This is a genomic window from Acinetobacter sp. C32I, from assembly GCF_023702715.1.
In the GTDB taxonomy this organism is placed as follows: Bacteria; Pseudomonadota; Gammaproteobacteria; order Pseudomonadales; family Moraxellaceae; genus Acinetobacter.
Genome location: NZ_CP098480.1, coordinates 1,701,740 through 1,718,853, shown reverse-complemented (window position 1 = coordinate 1,718,853; position 17,114 = coordinate 1,701,740). Strand labels below are relative to the sequence as shown.

The 17,114-nt window shown below is 40.6% G+C and carries 15 protein-coding genes; 8 read left to right on the top strand and 7 right to left on the bottom strand.

Going from position 1 to position 17,114, the window contains the following annotated elements; all coding sequences use genetic code 11:
- Positions 1–104 precede the first annotated feature (104 nt).
- The 5 genes from xerA (at position 105) to gyrA (ending at position 7,061) form a co-directional block, all read left to right on the top strand.
- On the top strand, positions 105–992 hold the full coding sequence (gene xerA, locus NDN13_RS08400) for a site-specific tyrosine recombinase/integron integrase (RefSeq protein WP_251118199.1): 888 nt from the start codon (positions 105–107) through the stop codon (positions 990–992).
- 437 nt (positions 993–1,429) lie between these two features.
- Positions 1,430–2,179 (top strand): electron transfer flavoprotein subunit beta/FixA family protein, encoded by a 750-nt coding sequence (locus NDN13_RS08395; protein WP_004654672.1) that lies wholly within the window; start codon positions 1,430–1,432, stop codon positions 2,177–2,179.
- 17 nt (positions 2,180–2,196) lie between these two features.
- Complete coding sequence (locus NDN13_RS08390; RefSeq protein ID WP_004771288.1) at positions 2,197–3,132, top strand: FAD-binding protein; 936 nt, start codon at positions 2,197–2,199, stop codon at positions 3,130–3,132.
- A gap of 195 nt (positions 3,133–3,327) precedes the next feature.
- Positions 3,328–3,969 (top strand): hypothetical protein, encoded by a 642-nt coding sequence (locus NDN13_RS08385; protein ID WP_251117908.1) that lies wholly within the window; start codon positions 3,328–3,330, stop codon positions 3,967–3,969.
- Positions 3,970–4,325: 356 nt separating this feature from the next.
- Positions 4,326–7,061, top strand: coding sequence for a DNA gyrase subunit A (gyrA, locus tag NDN13_RS08380; RefSeq protein WP_251117907.1), 2,736 nt, complete (start codon positions 4,326–4,328; stop codon positions 7,059–7,061).
- Positions 7,062–7,086: 25 nt separating this feature from the next.
- Here the strand turns inward: gyrA and NDN13_RS08375 are convergent, their stop codons facing one another.
- Genes NDN13_RS08375 through NDN13_RS08360 form a run of 4 tightly spaced genes read right to left on the bottom strand, consistent with a single transcriptional unit; the run spans position 7,087 to position 12,002 of the window.
- The gene (locus NDN13_RS08375) at positions 7,087–8,199 is read right to left on the bottom strand and encodes an ABC transporter permease (protein WP_251117906.1); all 1,113 of its coding nucleotides are present in this window, start codon (positions 8,197–8,199) and stop codon (positions 7,087–7,089) included.
- Complete coding sequence (locus tag NDN13_RS08370; protein WP_251117905.1) at positions 8,196–9,326, bottom strand: ABC transporter permease; 1,131 nt, start codon at positions 9,324–9,326, stop codon at positions 8,196–8,198. The genes NDN13_RS08375 and NDN13_RS08370 overlap by 4 nt, the downstream gene beginning before the upstream one ends.
- 3 nt (positions 9,327–9,329) lie before the next feature.
- Positions 9,330–10,493 carry an HlyD family secretion protein gene (locus NDN13_RS08365; protein ID WP_251117904.1) on the bottom strand — a complete coding sequence of 388 codons (1,164 nt, stop codon included), beginning with the start codon at positions 10,491–10,493 and terminating at the stop codon, positions 9,330–9,332.
- A gap of 12 nt (positions 10,494–10,505) precedes the next feature.
- A complete protein-coding gene (locus NDN13_RS08360) occupies positions 10,506–12,002 on the bottom strand; it encodes a TolC family protein (protein ID WP_251117903.1) in 1,497 nt (498 codons plus the stop codon).
- 350 nt (positions 12,003–12,352) lie between these two features.
- Here NDN13_RS08360 and serC point away from each other — a divergent pair, with 350 nt between their 5' ends.
- Positions 12,353–13,432: a 3-phosphoserine/phosphohydroxythreonine transaminase gene (gene serC, locus NDN13_RS08355; protein WP_251117902.1), complete on the top strand. Its 1,080-nt coding sequence runs from the start codon at positions 12,353–12,355 to the stop codon at positions 13,430–13,432.
- A gap of 341 nt (positions 13,433–13,773) precedes the next feature.
- On the opposite strand, the gene NDN13_RS08350 is transcribed toward serC, so the two are convergent.
- Together NDN13_RS08350 and NDN13_RS08345 are read right to left on the bottom strand one after the other, a co-directional pair.
- The gene (locus tag NDN13_RS08350) at positions 13,774–13,917 is read right to left on the bottom strand and encodes a hypothetical protein (RefSeq protein ID WP_004654651.1); all 144 of its coding nucleotides are present in this window, start codon (positions 13,915–13,917) and stop codon (positions 13,774–13,776) included.
- A gap of 36 nt (positions 13,918–13,953) precedes the next feature.
- A complete protein-coding gene (locus NDN13_RS08345; RefSeq protein ID WP_016540856.1) occupies positions 13,954–14,892 on the bottom strand; it encodes a hypothetical protein in 939 nt (312 codons plus the stop codon).
- A gap of 233 nt (positions 14,893–15,125) precedes the next feature.
- On the opposite strand from NDN13_RS08345, the gene NDN13_RS08340 reads away from it, so the two are divergent.
- Entirely contained in the window at positions 15,126–15,596 is a 471-nt protein-coding gene (locus tag NDN13_RS08340; protein ID WP_004654648.1) for a YaiI/YqxD family protein, read from the top strand.
- A gap of 7 nt (positions 15,597–15,603) precedes the next feature.
- Positions 15,604–16,497 (top strand): DMT family transporter, encoded by an 894-nt coding sequence (locus tag NDN13_RS08335; RefSeq protein ID WP_251117901.1) that lies wholly within the window; start codon positions 15,604–15,606, stop codon positions 16,495–16,497.
- 14 nt (positions 16,498–16,511) lie between these two features.
- Here NDN13_RS08335 and NDN13_RS08330 read toward each other — a convergent pair whose 3' ends face one another.
- Positions 16,512–17,093 (bottom strand): PilZ domain-containing protein, encoded by a 582-nt coding sequence (locus NDN13_RS08330; RefSeq protein ID WP_251117900.1) that lies wholly within the window; start codon positions 17,091–17,093, stop codon positions 16,512–16,514.
- Positions 17,094–17,114: the final 21 nt, after the last annotated feature.

Genomic DNA, 17,114 nt, shown 5'->3' with positions numbered 1-17,114 from the left:
ATATCGCTTTAGCGATAAAGCGCAGTAAAGTTTGTTAGACTGTAGCTGTTGGTATAGGCATAACACTGGAGAGCAACTTGGAAAGCCCTGAAAAACTGCTATCCATGTGGTTAAAAGAACGGATGATTCAAAATCAATCTGAACATACCATCTCGGCTTATCAACGTGATTTAACCGATTTCTTTAAGTTCTGCGAATATAAACAACTGCAACTCCAAGATGTTGAAGCATCTGATTTAAGGGAATATCTGGCAGCCCGTGTCGAACGAGACCAATTAAGCTCCAGTAGTTTACAACGTCATTTAACGTCGATTCGCCAATTTATGAAATGGGCAGAACAAGGTCAATATCTGGAGCAAAATCCATCCGAGGATTTTAAATTAAAGCGTCAACCACGACCTTTACCAGGCATGATTGATATTGAAACGGTACATCAAATTTTAGATCAAGCAGCGCCAGAAAAGCCGATTGAACAACAATTATGGTTACGTGATAAAGCTATGCTCGAACTGCTTTATTCCAGTGGTTTACGTTTGGCTGAATTACAAGGACTGAGTGTTAAAGATGTAGACTTTAACCGACAGCTTTTACGTATTACGGGTAAGGGCAATAAAACCCGTATTGTTCCTTTTGGCTTGAAGGCCAAAGACAGTTTGGTTGAATGGTTGAAAATCTATCGAATTTGGCAAGGTGGCTTTAGTGCGGATTCATCGGTTTTTATTTCACAACGTGGTAATGCCTTAACGCCGCGGCAAATTGAAAATCGAGTCAAACTGCAAGCACAGCGCGCAGGTGTCAATGTCGATTTACATCCACATTTATTGCGGCATTGTTTTGCCAGTCATATGCTATCTGCCAGTGGCGATTTGCGTTCTGTGCAGGAGATGTTGGGGCACAGTAATTTGTCGACCACTCAAATTTATACCCATGTTGACTTTGAACAACTGGCAAAAGTGTATGATCAAACCCACCCAAGAGCGCAAAAAAGCTAAATCTTGATATATTATGTTGCAAAATTGAACATTTAATCATCGATGACTTTTCCACTTTATTTATGAGATTTGTTGAATTGATGTTCTTACTTAATTGACGCATTTTTTTGAAAGTGAAAAGACATGTAAATTTATCAGAAACGATCCGTTACAGATCATCCCTATTTAAATAAAGTACCTGTTTTAGATCATTGAATTTTATAAAATATTAAAAAAATCAAAGTTTAATATTCATCAAGTTTATAAACTAAATTTGTTGCATCAATAACTATTTTCAATATGTGAACTGAGCGTTTCATCTTTTTTATGGCTGTAGCGGAAATTGTGACTTGACCGAAATGCCAAATACATTGCAAGATAGGGCACCTAAAAAGTTTCAATCGAAGAGTTAGAATGCTCTTCATTACATTTACTTGCTTAGAACAGCCGAGGATTACATGAAGGCTCTTGTCGCTGTAAAACGTGTGGTTGATGCCAACGTTAAAGTTCGTGTTAAGCCGGACAATAGTGGGGTTGACCTTACCAACGTTAAGATGTCAATCAACCCATTCTGTGAAATCGCAGTGGAAGAAGCGGTTCGCTTAAAAGAAAAAGGAACAGTTTCTGAAATCGTTGTTGTTTCAGTGGGTTCTAAAGACGCTCAAGAACAAATTCGTTCTGCAATGGCTTTAGGTGCTGACCGCGGTATTTTAGTTGAAACTGCTGATGAAGTTGGCGCTCTAGAGGTTGCTAAAATCTTGAAAGGCGTTGTTGATGCTGAAAAACCAGAACTTATTCTTCTTGGTAAACAAGCAATTGATGACGACTCTAACCAAGTAGGTCAAATGCTTGGTGCTTTACTTGGTGCTGGTCAAGGTACTTTCGCATCTGAAGTTAAAGTTGACGGCGGTAAAGTTCAGGTTACTCGTGAAGTTGACGGCGGTTTGCAAACTGTTGAGCTTGCACTTCCAGCAATCATCACCACTGACTTACGTTTGAATGAGCCACGTTATGCTGCTCTTCCAAACATCATGAAAGCGCGTAAAAAACCGCTTGATACGAAGTCACCTGCTGATTATGGCGTTGCAACAGGCACTAAGCTTAAAACAATTAAAGTTGAAGCTCCTGCTGAACGTAAAGCTGGCGTACAAGTGAAGTCTGTAGACGAGCTTGTTGAAAAATTGAAAAACGAAGCGAAAGTGATCTAATACAGAAGGATAAAATCATGAGTATTTTAGTTATCGCTGATCACAACAACCAGACACTTAACGGTGCAACTTTAAACGTTGTTGCGGCAGCTCAAAAAATCGGTGGTGATATTACTGTATTAGTTGCTGGTTCTGGCGCTCAAGCAGTTGCTGACGCTGCTGCTAAAGTTGCTGGTGTGAGCAAAGTATTACTTGCTGACAATGCTGCTTATGCAAACCAATTGGCTGAAAACGTTGCTGGCTTAGTTGCTGACATCGCGAAAGGCGGTTACAAATACGTATTAGCTGCATCTACAACGACGGGTAAGAACATTCTTCCACGCGTTGCTGCGCTTCTTGACGTAAGCATGATTTCAGACATCATCGCTGTTGAATCTGCAAACACGTTCAAACGCCCAATCTATGCGGGTAACGCGATTGCAACTGTTCAATCTGACGAAGCAATCATCGTTGGTACAGTTCGTGGTACAGCATTTGATGCAGTTGCTGCTGAAGGTGGTTCTGCTGCGGTTGAAGCTGTTGCTGAGGCGAAAGACGCTGGTATTTCTACCTTTGTAAACGAAGAAATCGTGAAACTTGATCGTCCAGAGTTAACAGCTGCACGTATCGTTGTTTCTGGTGGTCGTGGTGTAGGTTCTGGTGAGAACTATCACAAAGTACTTGATCCATTAGCTGACAAGCTAGGTGCTGCTCAAGGTGCTTCACGTGCTGCGGTCGATGCTGGTTTCGTACCAAACGATTTCCAAGTGGGTCAAACGGGTAAAATCGTTGCGCCAGATCTTTATATGGCGATCGGTATCTCTGGTGCGATTCAGCACTTGGCAGGTATGAAAGATTCTAAAGTTATTGTTGCAATCAACAAAGACGAAGAAGCGCCAATCAACAGTGTTGCTGACTACTGGTTAGTGGGCGATTTGAACACTGTAGTACCTGAATTGGTATCTAAACTTTAATTCGCTCTGAATAAAAGTTGAAGAACGCTCCGAAAGGGGCGTTTTTTTATGCAAAATAAAAGTTGAATGATAACAAGAATAGAAAATTTTGCTTTTTATCAATATTAATTATTAACTTGTTTTATAAAGTGTACTTATTGGTACACTTTTGTTAAAATTGTTATTTATCCATTTTCTTGGATAGGTTGTCTCCCGATGAAATTTGATATGCGCTTTAATGCTGGGGCGTTTAGCTTGCTCAGTATGCTATTTGTTATCTGGTTCTTAGCCTTAGCTAAAGGGAGCTGGTTAACGATGTGGAATGTACATTTAATCGAAGATATTCAAGCACTGATACTGTTAGCAGGGGTACCTTTCACTTGGTTGTATATGAAGCCAAAAACGCTTACAGATCAAAAAAAATGGTTTTGGATGTGGGCGATAGCTTGGTGGTTCATGTTTTTTGGTCGAAGTATTAGTTGGGGGCGAGATTTTTTTCCTGAAGTTCCTCATATTTATTATCGGGTTATTTCTATTTTTGTAATTGCACCCGTCATATTGATGCTGTTCTCTTCAAAGTTGCGTGCTGAAATCCAATACATACTGTGGCATGTTAAGTTCCCGTTTTGGTATTTGTTGATTGCAATTACATCATTGTTTTTTGCTGATTGTGTTGAGCATCATCGCTTTATTTATACATGGCTATTCAGTGATATGTTAAATCAAGATATCGTAGAAGAGCTTTATGAGTCGCCTTTTATTATTGCTTTGTTTTGTATGGCTTTTTATTTTATGCAACATGATAAGATTCGTGAATTTGATCAACAATCGTTGCAAATAGAGAATAAAATATCTTAATAAATGTAGGCTTTGGCATTTAAGCAAGCATAAGCTTGAATAAATGCTGAGCCTTTTAGATTTCATTTAAATACGTTGTTTTGATTAATATTTTGCTGATCTTTTGTACAAAAAATATAACAATCAATTTTTCTTAATTGGGTCTGTATTTGATAATTTTAAGTTGTTAATTTATATAATTTTTTTATTGTAAAAAAATGCTATTTTTAGATGCTTAAACTCACAGTTGATTTGTGCTTTGTGCTATAATTTTTCGCTGTATTTTTTATTTTTAGTTCAAGCCTTTGAGCTAAATTTTTGCAAGATTGAAGACATAAAAACAGGTACAACTCTCTACCTGTAAACAAGGAGTATGCATGAGCGTATCGGAAATCAGACCGATTGCCATTGAGGACGAACTCAAGCATTCATATCTAGATTACGCGATGAGCGTAATTGTATCTCGTGCATTGCCAGATGTTAGAGACGGTCTAAAACCTGTTCATCGTCGCGTATTATATGCGATGCACGAATTGGGCAATGATTATAACAAAGCGTACAAAAAGTCTGCTCGTGTTGTCGGGGATGTGATCGGTAAATATCACCCTCATGGTGACAGTGCAGTATACGAAACAATTGTTCGTATGGCGCAGGACTTCAGCTTGCGTTACATGTTGGTTGATGGTCAGGGTAACTTCGGTTCGGTCGATGGGGATAGCGCAGCAGCAATGCGTTATACCGAAGTTCGTATGCAAAAACTTACCCATGAAATTTTGGCCGATCTAGAAAAAGATACGGTTGATTGGGAAGATAACTACGACGGTTCTGAGCGTATTCCTCAGGTGATGCCAACGCGTATTCCAAATCTACTGATTAATGGTACGACGGGTATTGCGGTGGGTATGGCGACCAATATGGCGCCACACAACATGACGGAAGTAGTGAACGCGTGTTTGGCTTATGCCAACAATCCGAATATCTCTGTAGAAGGTTTGATGGAGCACATTACTGGCCCAGATTTCCCTACAGGCGGTATTATTTACGGTAAATCGGGCATTGTAGATGCTTACCGTACTGGTAAAGGCCGTTTGCATATTCGTGGTAAGTATCACTTCGAAGAAGACCAAAAAACAGGTCGTACCACGATTGTCTTTACTGAAATTCCTTATCAAGTCAACAAGGCAAAAACCATTGAGCGTATTGCCGAGTTGGTTAAAGAAAAGAAACTTGAAGGTATTTCTGAGCTTCGTGACGAATCTGATAAAGACGGTATGCGTATTGCCATCGACTTGAAGCGTGGTGAAAACGCTGAAGTTGCGGTGAATAATTTATTCTTGCATACCCAATTACAAAATTCGTTCAGCATCAACATGGTCTGCCTCGACAATGGTCAGCCAAAGTTGATGAACCTGAAAGATATTATTGCGGCATTCATCCGTCACCGCCAAGAAGTGGTGACACGCCGTACCATGTACGAATTGCGTAAAGCACGTGAGCGTGGTCATATCTTGGAAGGTTTAACCGTTGCCTTAGCCAATATTGATGCCATTATTGAAACCATCAAATCTTCTGCCAATCCAGCTGAAGCGCGTGAGCGTTTACAAGCAGGTGAGTGGGCTGGCGGTGGTGTTGTTGCCTTATTGGAAAAAGCAGGTGCAATTTCTGTTCGTCCAGATGAGATCGAAGGTGAAGACCCAACACGTCCATTTGGCTTGTCTGGTGAGATCTATCGTTTGTCACCAACTCAGGTTGGCGCGATCTTAGAATTACGTTTACACCGTTTAACAGGTCTAGAACAAGACAAGTTACACGCAGAATATACTGAAATCTTAGGTCAAATTGCTGAATTAACTGCAATTCTGAATGACTTCAATTTGTTGATGAATGTGATTCGTGAAGAACTTGCGTTGATTTTGCAACAATATGGTGATGGTCGCCGTACTGAGATTGTCGAGTCTGGTGTTGATTTCTGTCGTGAGGATTTGATTCCTGAAGAGCAAGTTGTATTGACTGTGTCTCAAACAGGTTATGCAAAAACTCAGCCACTGTCAGATTATCAAGCGCAACGTCGTGGTGGTCGTGGTAAGTCTGCAACTGCAATGAAAGATGACGACATCATCCAGCATTTAATTGTGGCATCAAACCATGCAACGGTACTGTGCTTTACCAATGTGGGTAAAGTCTACCGCTTACGCGTATTCGAAGTACCTCAGGCTTCACGTGGTGCCAAAGGTCGTCCAATTATTAATTTGCTTCCATTAGATGCGAATGAAACTGTGACTGCGATCTTGCCATTGACTGAATTCCCTGAAAATCACTATGTGTTTATGGCAACTGCATCAGGTACCGTCAAACGTGTTGAACTGGAACAATTCAGTAATGTTCGTTCAAATGGTTTACGTGCGATTGAGCTGAATGAAGAAGATACCTTGATCGGTGTTGCGATTACCGATGGTAATCAGCAGATCATGCTGTTCTCGAATGAAGGTAAGGCAATTCGTTTTGCTGAAACTGATGTTCGTGCTATGGGTCGTACTGCCAAAGGTGTTCGTGGTATGCGCGTAAGTTTTGCAAGCAATACCATCGGAACAGAAGATACTGACATTGAAAATGATGACAGCGATGATAATGATGATTCATCAGATTCGAATGTTGTTAGCCGTATTGTCTCCTTGGTTGTTGTACCTGAAACGGGTGAAGTGCTGTGTGCATGCGCGAACGGTTATGGTAAGCGTACACCTGTCGATGACTTCCCAACCAAGAAACGTGGTGGTAAGGGTGTAATTGCCATTAAGACCAGTGAACGTAATGGTGAGCTTGTCGGTGCGGTATCAATTGATGAAGCTAAAGAACTGATGTTGATTTCTGATGGCGGCACATTGGTACGTACGCGTGCTGCGGAAGTTGCAACTACAGGTCGTAATGCACAAGGTGTTCGTTTGATCCGCTTGAGTGATGCTGAAACCTTAGTTGGTGTAGTATCTATTGAAGCAGTAGAGGATGACGAAGAGTTAGATGCGATTGATGATGTAGAAGTAGAGAATACTGAAGCTGAAGTAATCACTTCTGAAGAAGTGGCTGCTGAGCCGAAAGATGATACACCTGAAGCTTAATTGGTTTAGGTAATAAAAAAGGAAGCTAATCAGCTTCCTTTTTTATTGGTTTTATCATGACCAGACGATAATAAGAAATCGCCAATAATATTGCAGCGACTGTCGCAAGATAAATCAGTTTTGGCACAACAATAGATGTTGGCACACCCATCTGATTGAGTTGTACAAAGAGTTGTACCCCATGGGTTGAAGGCAGTGTCCATGCAAAGTATTGCATCCAATGTGGCATGGCTTCATGTGGCCATGCGGTACCAGTCAGCAAAAACAAGGGTACGGAAGTCACAACAATTAAATGACCAACCCGTTCTGGCATATCGACTAGTGAACCGACCAACATCCCTAATCCAATCACGCAGCTGACATAGATCGGCACGGCAAGTAGCATGCCCCAGAAATTACCACCATGTGGATATTCATATAACCAGAAGGTAAAGCCAAATAAATACAGGCAGCCTAAACAACCTGTGGTAAAGATGGCTGCAAAAGTGGCCCAGAACTCGATGGGTTTTGCCACCCAGCCTTGTTCACGGTAACTGGCAATCAGCATCGCCAGACCCAGCAGAATAGTCTGATGAATAATCAAACTGGCCACAGCAGGGAAGATATAACTGCCATAACCCGACATGGTATTAAACAAAGGAATCTGATGGATCGAAATTTCTGGTTCAAACGCAGAGGCACTGCCAAACTTCTCGAGATGCTCTTTCAGGGTATATTCGATCGAGCCAGCTAAACCGACTCCGACTTCTTTGGTTCGGATGAAATAGGCTGTACTCAAATACAAGCCAATACCGCCCATTTCACCGTGTTTTAAGCTATTGGTCAGGTTTTCAGGAAGTAGCAAAATACCTTCAGCTTGCTGGTTTTTCACCATGCGCTGGGCTTCGAGAAAGTTATCTGTCACCGTCATGATTTTGATATGTGGGCTGTTAGACGCTTGGCTAATGATTTTTGAGGTCAAAATGCTCTGTTCTTCATCCACAATCACAATCGGAATATCTTCTGCAGATTGTGCTTTATAGGCTGTTGGATAGAAAAAACTATAGAGCAAGATCGCGGCAATCAGGGTGGTAAACACCGAGCTATTGGCAAAAATATTTTTAAAGGTCTGTAGGTAATAGCCGAAAAATGATTTCATGAGCATAGCTCCTGAGTATTTTTCCTTAACAGACGCACGCTCAGTGCAAAGAATAGCCCTGCAAAGATCAGTAATATCCCAAATGGAACCAGTGAAACATATAGATCACTGCCAATAATCCATTGCTCGGTTTGTAGTTTGGCATAAGGTGTGTAGGGAATAATCATCGACCAAAATTGAGTAAATGCGGGTGCATTATTCAGTGGTAGTGTAATTCCAGAAAAGCTTGGTGATGAGCCACCATAAAGCGCGATAAAACCAAAGGTCTTGGGTAAATTCTGGGTGGCTAAAACCACAGTACTGCTGATCACGGCATAGGCAAAATACAGCAAAAACTGTGCAACAAGAATCAGTGTAAGTGAACCTGCGATAAAGTAACCACGAATATGTGCCAGCCAGAACATCCAGCACCAAGTCCAAGCGCAAAAAATAAAGACATAGAGCAGGACTTTACCAAATAGGCTAGAGATAATTTGTTTTGAGTTCACCCATTCACCGACAGTCTTGCGTTTAAACTCCTGACCGATGGCAAAAGCCACACAGCAACACAGCAATAAATGTAAGACTGCTGGCACCATAAAAGGTTCCAGAAACAACTCATAACTCATGCTTGGATTATACAGGGTTGAGATTTTGATATGCGGTGTGGGCATGTCTAAATAGGGAATGCTATTGGCTAAATAACTTTGACCCATATAATCTGCCATACCATTCAAGGTGCTAATCAACATGGCAGAGGAAATGGTATTCCCGATACTAAAAAAAGACTGGTTATAGGCAATACTGATCTGCGCATCTTGGGCTTTGACTAGACGTTGCTCAGCCTCCTCAGGGATCATCACGAATCCCCAAGCTTCGGTTTTATTGATGAGTCGTTCGGCTTCATCTTGGCTGGCGGTAATCGTTTTAACCTTCAAGGTGTGGTTAATACTGAGCGCGTGAATCACTTTACGACTCATTTCACTTTGATCTTGATCAATCACCACAATGGGTAAATGTTCTGCTTTACCCGCGGAAAACATGCTGCCAAATAACAGAATCACCAACAAAGGGGCAATGACCGCCATAAACAAATCAACTTTATGGCGTTTTAAATAGCGCAATTCCCGCAGCATCACTGCAAACATCGCTTATTTTGCCTCTTCAATTTTAAACAACACGCTCATACCGACTTTTAAATCTGGAATACTTTGCTCAGGGATTAAATGAAACTTAAAACTGCGAATATCATAACCGCCTGTTTGGCGTGTGGTTTTGATGGTCGCAAAGTCACCTTCTGCATCGATATTTTTGACTTTAAAAGTGGCTTTTTTGTTGAGGGCGGGTATAAAGCCTTCTAAAGTTTTGGTTTTATAGACTGAGCTATACATGTCTTCGCGGACATTTAAGCTGACCCACAAATCATGATCTTCGATAATGCTGACCACAGGAACAGCTGTCGCAACAAGCTCAGTCGGTTTGCCATAAGTCTTAGACACAGTTCCATCTGTTGGTGAATACAGTTTGGTTTCTTCAGTTAGAGCATTGGCTTCTTTTACTGCCGCCTGTGCCATCGCAACTTGCGCATCGGCAGTTGATTTTTGCTGTTCAGTACTGCCACGTTTGGCACGTGCATATTGTTGATAAGTTGCCTCGGCTGTTTCACGTGCAGAGGTTTGTGCTGCAAGCATTTCGTCACGGCGTTGACGAGAAATTACACCTTGTTGAAATAAGGTTTCACCACGTTTGTAAGTGGTTGCTGCTAACTCCGCTTGAGTTTTCATTGCTTGCCAATTGGCATATAGCGTCTCGATATTCTCTTGTTGTGCACCACGATACACGGTTGAATGGAAGGCAGTTGCACTCTGTAAAGCGGCTTGTGCCTGTTCCTTTTTCGCCTCTAATTCTGGGCTGACAAAACGAACTAAGGCCTGACCTTTTTTAACAGCTTGGCCTTCAGACACATAAAACTCTTCAATACGACTCGGGACTTTAGTGCTGATATGTACCGTTTCCGACTCAACCCGACCTTGCAATTCAATCGCTTGCGGCTGATAGGCTTTCCATAAACCAAATGCAATCAGACCTAACAGCAGAATTAAAATAATTAAGCCGATGATTTTCGCCTTGCCTTTTTTCGGTGGCTCGGTGGGCGGTTGCTGTGTATTTGAGTTTGAGCTCTCAGGTCTTGGCTGTTCTACCTTTTCTGTAGAGGTCACTTGTAGTTGAGATGGTTCAGACGCTTGAGTCTCAGTCTTATTTTCCACTTGATCTGTATCGCGTTCTGAATTGGATGATGATTGATTCTGGCTCATAAATTTCTCCAATTAACGGATATAGTCTGTACGTGGTTGATTAACATAAAGCTTGAACTCATCAATCGAACCATAACTTTGTAATAAAGTGGCTAAAGATAAGATGTATTTATATGAGTTGATCGCCATCTCACTTCTTAACGCGCTGAAGGCATTTTGTGCATCGATGACTTGAGTCGCCGTGCCCATACCTTCTTTAAATGAAAGCTGTTGGATGCGTAAGTTTTCTTGTGCGGCTTTGGTGTTTTGGGTTAATAGTTGATGGCTGGTCTGAGACGCATTTAATTCGCTATAAGATTTGTACAGCACGTTTTCGACTTCTTGCTTGGTGCGTTCGGTCATCAATTCTGCTGCATATTTTTTCAGTTCGGCAGCACGGATATTTTTATTATTATCAATGCCCGAGAATAGATTGTATTTGGCCATCACACCGACAATCCAATTCTCTTTATTGTCCAACCCATATTCACCAAAGGCAAACAGGCTTGGTTTTTTCGCAGACTGCTGTACTTTGATATTTTCATTGGCAAGCTGAGTATCCATTTGCAGCTTTTTAATCAAACTGGAGTTTTGATCGTAATTTGCCAGCAGTTTATCCAAAGAGTGATTTTGGCTGGTATTGACAAATAGGGGAGTGCTGAGATTTAAAGCTTCTTTAGTCTGTAATAAATTTTTTAGACTAAACTGACTTGCTTGCAGATTCGACTGGGCATTTTGATAGCTGCGTTCTGCATTATTGCGCGCTACCTCAAATTGCATGCGTTGCCCTTTATTAATAAAACCTTGTTTCTCTAATTTAAGTGCATTGTTATAGTGTTCTTGCATGGCATTTAAATTAAACAGGCTGGCATTGAGTAACTGTTGTTGTAATTGCACATTAAAATAGGATTGAATCATCTCAAAACGTTGAGAATCTTGTTGTTGTTTTTCGCTGATATTTGAACGTTGTGCTTGAATGGTGGCTATTTGCTTGGCACTGTTAATTTTACCGCCAGTATAGAGTGGCATTACCATCGAGATGGAGGTGCGGACATCATGGTCTTTGACTGTCACATCTAAGTTATTAGGGACCTGATTTAAGCCTTCATTGACCGTCTGATCGAAACCTTGGCTGACTTGATCAATCACTTCTGGCGGAAGCGTATCACCCCATTGTGAGAGTTTGTCGTCAAATCCGCGAGTAAGTGAATTTTCGAGTCGACGTTTACTTGATTCTAAGGGCACGCTGGTTTCGCTATGAAATGAATAGGCGCGAGCATTTAAATCAATACGGGGTAAACCGAGGTGTTTGACAGCTTCCATTTCAAGTTGGGAGGCCTGTTGTAAGGCCTGTTGGGCTTGTGTCGAATAGGCATTTTCCACAACATATTGTTCAGCTTGGCTATAACTCAATGTTTGTGCAAATAGGGCCGTAGGCAATAGGGCACAGCTGATTAAGCTTATACTGATGCTTAAAATTTTAGGAAAGCGCTGGACCTTAAAACTCGGTCGATCATGTCGTTTCAACATTTGGTTATGTCGCAATTTAATAATATCCTGAGTAAGTCTAAATTCTTTTTATAAAATTGAAATAATATGTTTTTAATTAAATAGTTATATCGACACTTTTGGTGTAGTGAAATTGTAAAAAGTAGAGTTTTTAATCTAAATAAATCTCCGAAAAAAACATGAAAATGTGCTGTTTAAAACGACTGTTGAGACTTGGCCTAAAATATCATTTATGAACCCAACAGGATTGAAAAATTAATATTATTTTCTCGGTTAAATTGAAATATTTAGGTGATAAGCTGCTGCAAGCTTCGCCAATCTATGGTTAAATTCCCATTCCAATTTGTTCCACTTTAACAAGGGAAAAACTCATGCGTGCTTATAATTTCTGCGCTGGTCCTGCTGCATTACCTACTGCCGTTTTAGAAAAAGCTCAACAAGAATTGTTGAATTGGCAGGGCAAAGGTCTGTCGATCATGGAAATGAGTCATCGTAGCAATGACTATGTTGCTGTGGCAGAGAAGGCTGAAGCTGATTTACGTAAGCTCATGAACATTCCTGAAAATTATAAAGTCTTGTTTTTACAAGGCGGTGCATCGCTGCAGTTTTCAGCGATCCCACTGAATTTATTGGGTAAAAACAACAAGGCTGATTACATCCATACAGGCATCTGGTCTGAGAAAGCACTTAAAGAAGCCAAGCGTTATGGCGATATTAATATCGTTGAAGCGGGGACTTTAATTGATGGTAAACATGCAATTACTGAACAAAGTACTTGGAACCTTTCAAACGATGCTGCTTATGTACATTATGCGGATAATGAGACCATTGGTGGTTTACAATTCGCGGCTATCCCAGATGTGAATGCACCGTTGGTTTGTGATTATTCATCTAGCATTTTGTCTGCACCGTTAGATGTTAGCAAATTTGGTTTGATCTATGCGGGTGCGCAAAAGAATATTGGCCCAGCCGGTTTAACTATTGTCATTATTCGTGACGATTTACTTGATCAAGCAAAACCTGAAATTCCAAGCATCTTAAAATATGCAGATCAAGCTAAAAATGGTTCAATGGTGAATACACCTGCAACCTACGCATGGTATTTATCTGGTCTTGTGTTTGAATGGTTGCTTGAGCAGGGTGGGGTAGATGCAATCTATAAAGTGAACCAAGAGAAAGCCAAACTCCTGTATGGTTATATTGATTCTAGTGACTTCTATAACAACCCAATTGCCATTGCAAATCGCTCAATGATGAACGTACCATTTACTTTGGCGGATGAAGCACTGGAAAAGACCTTCTTAAAAGAAGCAGAGCAAAATCATTTGTTAAACCTAGCTGGTCACCGCTCAGTGGGTGGTATGCGTGCAAGTATTTACAATGCAGTCCCATTGGCAGGTGTGCAAGCGCTTGTAGACTTTATGGATGAGTTTGCGAAGCGTCATGGTTAAATAGGGTCTGTTGATATTTCACAGATGCTTGTGACGGAGGATATTTTTAGGCGGTACAAGGCATGTTTTGCGAAATTTAGTCATTCTAAATAAGTAAGACATAACGCAGTAGCGACAAAAAATATCCCTGTCCCGAAGGGTTATGACTAAAACTGCCTCGCCGCGTTGTGAAACTTGACAAGGTGTAGTTATTGCCTACGTTTCACGCCTTGCTTGAGTGGTTTTAGCCTATAACGCAATGCATGGCTGAAATGTTAAAAGACCCTAATATAACGTATAGCTAAAATAAAAGCCCTCAACATTGAGGGCTTTTATATGTGAATAGGGTAGTGGTCAAAAAGTTAAAAAAAGCCAATTCGATGAAACATGAGTGCTGCTAAAAACATACCAAGTAAAAAAAAGCAAAAAGCACCAACATCAAGTTTAAGACCTTGATCACTCGAATGAATCAGACTGGTGGTCGTTTGTTCTGGTATAATTTTCATTAGAACGCCTAAAAATGCCATTTATGTGATTTTTTGTCACTTAACTGCAGTTTTAGCATAAATATTGGCCTGAATCCATAGGTTGCCACGAATATATTGGCCAATGTTAAAGTTTTTATACAATTCATTTTTGGTGGCAATACGAATTAAGATTGCAGGTAAATCATCTTCTAATACCAGCGTCACGTCATAAAGGGTATATTCATCCTGCATAAACTGCATTGATGTTTTACCAACGATATTACCTTGGAACCAAGCTTCATCTTCTTGACCAAGTGTTTCACCGAATAAATAAGCCACCATTTTAGAAAAGTCGACAGTGACAGGTTCTTGATCTTCTGGCGTTTTTGGTTGCCAGTCATTAATGAGTTCCTGTAAGTTTTCTGGCGCAATACCATTATGTTCTGCCAAAATTGCATTTAATGCACGGTGATGTTTAATTGAAGCAGGGTCATCAACAATGATTTTCTCATCGTCAGATACGGTTTCTAATTCATATGCCCAAGCATTAAATTGGACTTGATAGGTTTGATTTTTGTCATATTGACAGCTATTTACGCTGAATAAATTATCAAAGGCATAAATAATGGTATTTTTATTTAAGTTTAAACGTAATACCGCTTGAGTCGAAGAATTGCAGCTAATAATTCGTTCGATTTGTGCATCATATTTATAGGGACTTTCAAAACTCGGAAATGCTGTTTTTAATGCACGGGGCTTTTGATCTTCAACCGCAATAATCTGATTGATCGAAACAGCTTGACCACTTGGGCCTTGAATCAGCCAAAATGATTGATCCATCTCATGTTCATCTTGGCATAGTCCCATTGGCATTACCGGTGCATCAAGTGCCAATCCTAACCATTTGGGAACATCTGTTTCGGGTGTATCGGTCAATAAGTTCCAATGCTCGACATGATTACCGAAATTTTGATCTTGAATTTTAATGGTTTCTGGACTGTTTTGATTTTTCATAAAGCGTAATGCTAAAAAGATTGAACTTACTCTATTAAATCGAGGGTAACTGTCATATTTCAAGTCTGAATCTGTAATTCAGTACAAATTAATTTGTTTTTTAGTCTGAAATATCAATATGCTGTTCCAGTATAAGCGCAAGAGCAAAACAGTCGGCTCATCCACATGATCTTCACTGTACTTTTACTGTAATCTGTTACACTATATTTTTTCTTTCATGAGCTTTCGCTAACGTGCTGCCATTTAAATTGTGGGTAGATGCTGATGCTTTACCTAAAATTTTACGTGAAGTGATTTTACGTGCATCTGATCGCTATCAACTCGAAGTGATTTTTGTTGCCAATCAAAATGTTGGTATCACCCCATCGCTACGAATTAAATCCATTCAGGTGATGAGTGGGGCAGATCAGGCTGATCAAGAAATTGTTGATCGAATGCAAGAGAATGACATTGTCATTACGCAAGATATTCCGCTTGCAGCGCAAGTGATTGAGAAAGGCGGTATTGCGATTCATCCACGAGGTGAAATCTATACCACAGCCAATGTGAAAGCACGGCTGCATTTACGCGATTTTATGGATACTTTACGCGGTGCAGGTGTACAAACGGGCGGCCCACCGCCAATTTCAGAACGAGACAAGCGAGAGTTTTCTAGTTCACTGGATCAGACCATTTTAAAACAAAAACGTAAAACAGCACTTTGAGTGGATTATGCCATCACGTCTTAATTTAATGCTGACCTATGGATTGCTGGTTTTTATCTGGGCAACAACGCCTTTGGCGATTGTTTGGAGTGTGTCAGACCTGCATCCAATGTGGGCATTGGTGATCCGCTTTTTTATTGCCTTACCCTTGGCTGTCACCTTTGTTTTGCTTTTAAAGGTTGAGTTTCCGACGCATAAAACAGCTTGGTTGAGTTATAGTGCCGGGGCATTAAGTTTGATTGGTTCACAGATATTTACCTATGCCGCAACAGCATATTTAAGTTCAGGTTTGATTGCCTTGATGTTTGGTTTAGCACCGATTATGGCTGGATTGATTGGGCGTTTTGGTTTTCAACAGAAACTGGCGGGATTGCAGTGGCTGGGCATGGCAACGTCAATCGTGGGCTTAGCCATGATTTGCTTAAGTGGCAGTCAGCAGCATGTACAACCGATTGGCATTATTTTGATGCTAATCAGTGTTTTTTCTTATTCCTTATCCATTTTTTTAGTGAAAAAGATTAATGCCGACTTACCTGTTATGGCACAGGCGACGGGTTCAATTCTAGTCTCAACACTATTGGCGGTGATGTTATTACCATGGATTTGGCCATTTGCACCGACACATATTCCATCGGCTAAATCATTATTAGCGCTGACTTATACCGTGATCATGGCATCGCTGATTGCGATGTTCTGTTACTTTAAATTGGTACAGAATCTGAAAGCAACCACCTTGTCACTGACCACGGTGATGACCCCGATGCTGGCAATTCTGATCGGTGCTTACCTGAACCATGAGCAATTGACTGCTCAGGTCTTTATAGGGGCGAGCATTATTTTATTCGGTTTACTTCTCTATTTCTTTAAAGACCTACGCGCCTATCGCCGTTTAAAAATATAACTGATCTTTGTTATTTAACTGGCTTCTGCGGGTTGTGTTTGTCGAATACTGGCCGCCAATTTAGCCCGATCTTGCGGATTTAAAGTAATGAAATAAGCGCCAATACGGAATTTACCTTGCTCTTCTGCGGTGCTATGTGCCACTTGTGCTGTTGCCGCGATATGGAAAAAGTTTTCTGGATGACTCAGGGTAATATGGATATAGGTGCCTTCATGAATCTCTTGAGAACTAAAGAAACTTAAGCCATTCTCGGAAAAGTTGACTTGCTCAGGTACAGGCAACAGGGATTGCACGATATTGTCATAAAAAGAGCCTGTGATCAGATTCAATTTTTGGTTAAAAAGGGATAAGATGCGAGCAATTTGTTGATCTTTTTCATTTAATTGTTCTAATTCGTAGCGAAACGCGTGATCAAATTGATCTAATTCTGCAAGTAGTAGAAAATAGCGTGGCAATACGAAATGAGAATCATACGGGTCATTCAGCGCAACATCATCTGGAATGATTTGATAGTTGATTCTCAACACGGCATCAATACGAGACATCACTCGACGTTCAGTGTTGTCGTCAACAAGATGATGTTGTGAATTTTCCATAATAAATCACCTCGGACTAGA